We start from the raw sequence: 3,061 nt of genomic DNA, 5'->3' as shown, positions 1-3,061 counted from the left end.
GCAGAACGCTATGCGGGTTCGCTGTTCGAACTCGCCCTGCAGGCAAATTCCGTGGCCAAGGTCGAAGCCGACCTCAACAGTTTCGAAATCATGCTCGCGGGCAGCGCTGATCTCACCCGGCTGATCAACAGCCCGGTGTTCTCCAGCGAGGACCAGGCGAAGGCCATCGCGGCGATCGCCGACAAGGCCGGGATCACCGGCCTCACCGGAAATTTCCTGCGCGTCGTCGCCCGCAACCGCCGGCTGTTCGCCATTCCCGGCATGATCAGGGCGTTCCGCCAGATATCAGCCGAACACCGTGGCGAGACCGCTGCTGAAGTGACGTCGGCTCACGCGCTGACGGCTGTCCAGCAGACCGAACTCAAGGCGGCGCTGAAGAGCGTTGCCGGCAAGGACGTGGCTATCTCCGTCACCGTCGATCCGTCGCTGCTCGGCGGGCTGGTGGTCAAGATGGGCTCGCGCCAGATCGATACGTCGCTCAAAACCAAACTCAATTCGCTCAAGCTTGCACTGAAAGAGGTCGGCTGATGGACATCCGCGCCGCGGAAATTTCCGCAATTCTGAAAGACCAGATCAAGAATTTCGGCAAGGAGGCCGAGGTCTCCGAAGTTGGACAGGTGCTGTCCGTCGGTGACGGTATCGCTCGTGTCTACGGCCTCGACAATGTCCAGGCCGGCGAGATGGTCGAATTCCCCGGCGGCATCCGCGGCATGGCGCTCAACCTCGAAGCCGACAATGTCGGCGTCGTCATCTTCGGCGCCGACCGCGACATCAAGGAAGGCGACATCGTCAAGCGCACCGGCGCCATCGTCGACGTTCCCGTCGGCCCAGGCCTGCTCGGCCGCGTCGTCGATGCGCTCGGCAATCCGATCGATGGCAAGGGTCCGATCAAGGCAGTCGAGCGCAAGCGCGTCGACGTCAAGGCGCCCGGCATCATTCCGCGCAAATCGGTGAACGAGCCGATGTCGACCGGCCTCAAGGCCATCGATGCGCTGATCCCGGTCGGCCGCGGCCAGCGCGAGCTGGTCATCGGCGATCGCCAGACCGGCAAGACCGCCATCATCCTCGACACGATGCTCAACCAGAAGTCGGTGCACGACAACGGCCCCGAGAAGGAAAAGCTCTACTGCGTCTACGTCGCCGTCGGCCAGAAGCGCTCGACCGTCGCGCAGTTCGTCAAGGTGCTGGAAGAGCGCGGCGCGCTCGAATACTCGATCATCATCGCCGCCACCGCTTCCGACCCGGCGCCGATGCAGTTCCTGGCGCCGTTCGCCGGCTGCACCATGGGTGAATATTTCCGCGACAACGGCATGCACGCGCTGATCAGCTATGACGATCTGTCGAAGCAGGCCGTCGCCTATCGCCAGATGTCGCTGCTGCTGCGCCGCCCGCCGGGCCGCGAAGCCTATCCGGGCGACGTGTTCTACCTGCACTCGCGCCTGCTCGAGCGCGCCGCCAAGCTCAACGACGATCTGGGCGGCGGGTCGCTGACCGCTCTGCCGATCATCGAGACGCAGGCCAACGACGTGTCGGCCTACATCCCGACCAACGTGATCTCGATCACCGACGGCCAGATCTTCCTCGAAACCAACCTGTTCTTCCAGGGCATCCGTCCTGCGGTGAACGTCGGTCTATCGGTGTCGCGCGTCGGCTCGGCCGCGCAGATCAAGGCGATGAAGCAGGTTGCCGGCTCGATCAAGGGCGAGCTCGCGCAGTACCGCGAAATGGCGGCCTTCGCGCAGTTCGGCTCGGATCTCGACGCTGCCACGCAGCGCCTGCTCAACCGCGGATCGCGCCTGACCGAACTCCTGAAGCAGCCGCAGTTCTCGCCGCTGAAGACGGAAGAGCAGGTCGCGGTGATCTTCGCCGGCGTCAACGGTTATCTCGACAAGCTGCCGGTCAACCAGGTCGGCAAGTTCGAGCATGGCCTGCTCAGCCACATGCGTGCGGCCGGCAAGGACGTTCTCGACGCCATCCGCAAGGAAAAGGCACTGTCGGACGATCTGCGCGCCAAGCTGAAGGCCGAGATCGACGCTTTCGCCAAGACCTTCGCCTGAGCGAAGCGACAAGACGGGATCAGGTTTGAAGCATGCCTTCATTAAAAGACCTTCGTAACCGTATCGCCTCGGTCAAGGCGACGCAGAAGATCACCAAGGCGATGCAGATGGTCGCCGCGGCGAAGCTGCGCCGTGCGCAAGAGGCTGCGGAAGCGGCGCGCCCCTATTCGGAGCGCATGGGTTCCGTGCTGGCCAACATCACCCAGGCGATCGGCGGCGGTGGCGATGCCCCGGCGCTGATGACCGGCACCGGCAAGGATGATGTGCATCTGCTCGTCGTCTGCACCGCCGAGCGCGGCCTGTGCGGCGGCTTCAATTCGCAGATCGCCCGTCTTGCCCGCGACCACATCCGCAAGCTTTTGGCCGACGGCAAGCAGGTCAAGATCATCTGCGTCGGCAAGAAGGGTTTCGACATCCTGCGCCGCGACTACGCGTCGCTGATCATCGATCGCGTCGATCTGCGCGAGGTCAAGACACTCGGTTTCGTCAATGCCGATGCCATAGCCAAGAAGGTCATCCATCTCTTCAACGAGGGCGGCTTCGACATCTGCACGCTGTTCTATTCGCAGTTCAAGTCTGTGATCAGCCAGATCCCGACCGCGCAGCAGATCATTCCGGCGGGCGTTGCTTCGGCTCAGGCGGAAGTGACGGATGGCGGCAACGCTGTCTATGAATACGAACCGGAGCCGGGCGAAATCCTCTCCGATCTCATTCCGCGCAACATCTCGGTGCAGGTTTTCCGGGCACTGCTCGAAAACGCGGCCGGCGAGATGGGCGCCAAGATGAGTGCCATGGACAATGCGACGCGCAACGCCGGCGAGATGATCAACAAGTTGTCGATCACCTATAACCGCCAGCGGCAGGCGCAGATCACCAAGGAACTGATCGAAATCATTTCGGGCGCCGAGGCGCTCTAGGCGCGGTCCACGGGTTTTTTGCCCGCGACCGGACCGCGTGAGAAACAAAGGACGAAAAAGGGTAAAGACGATGGCGAAAGCAGCGAC

3 protein-coding genes are annotated in these 3,061 nt (G+C 63.0%); all 3 read left to right on the top strand.

Annotated elements, in window-relative coordinates; translation table 11 throughout:
* Nucleotides 1–528, top strand: a 528-nt coding sequence (locus EN879_RS30040; RefSeq protein WP_127274445.1) for a F0F1 ATP synthase subunit delta, incomplete at its 5' end; no start/stop codon positions are given.
* Nucleotides 528–2,057 (top strand): F0F1 ATP synthase subunit alpha, encoded by a 1,530-nt coding sequence (gene atpA, locus EN879_RS30035; RefSeq protein ID WP_013529036.1) that lies wholly within the window; start codon nucleotides 528–530, stop codon nucleotides 2,055–2,057. The genes EN879_RS30040 and atpA, both read left to right, overlap by 1 nt.
* 32 nt (nucleotides 2,058–2,089) lie before the next feature.
* Nucleotides 2,090–2,974 (top strand): F0F1 ATP synthase subunit gamma, encoded by an 885-nt coding sequence (locus EN879_RS30030; RefSeq protein ID WP_013529037.1) that lies wholly within the window; start codon nucleotides 2,090–2,092, stop codon nucleotides 2,972–2,974.
* Nucleotides 2,975–3,061 lie beyond the last annotated feature (87 nt).

Origin of the sequence: Mesorhizobium sp. M7A.F.Ca.AU.002.02.1.1, from assembly GCF_003998535.1 — a bacterium.
In the GTDB taxonomy this organism is placed as follows: domain Bacteria; phylum Pseudomonadota; class Alphaproteobacteria; order Rhizobiales; family Rhizobiaceae; genus Mesorhizobium; species Mesorhizobium ciceri.
This window is presented reverse-complemented; position numbering and strand designations above follow the sequence as displayed.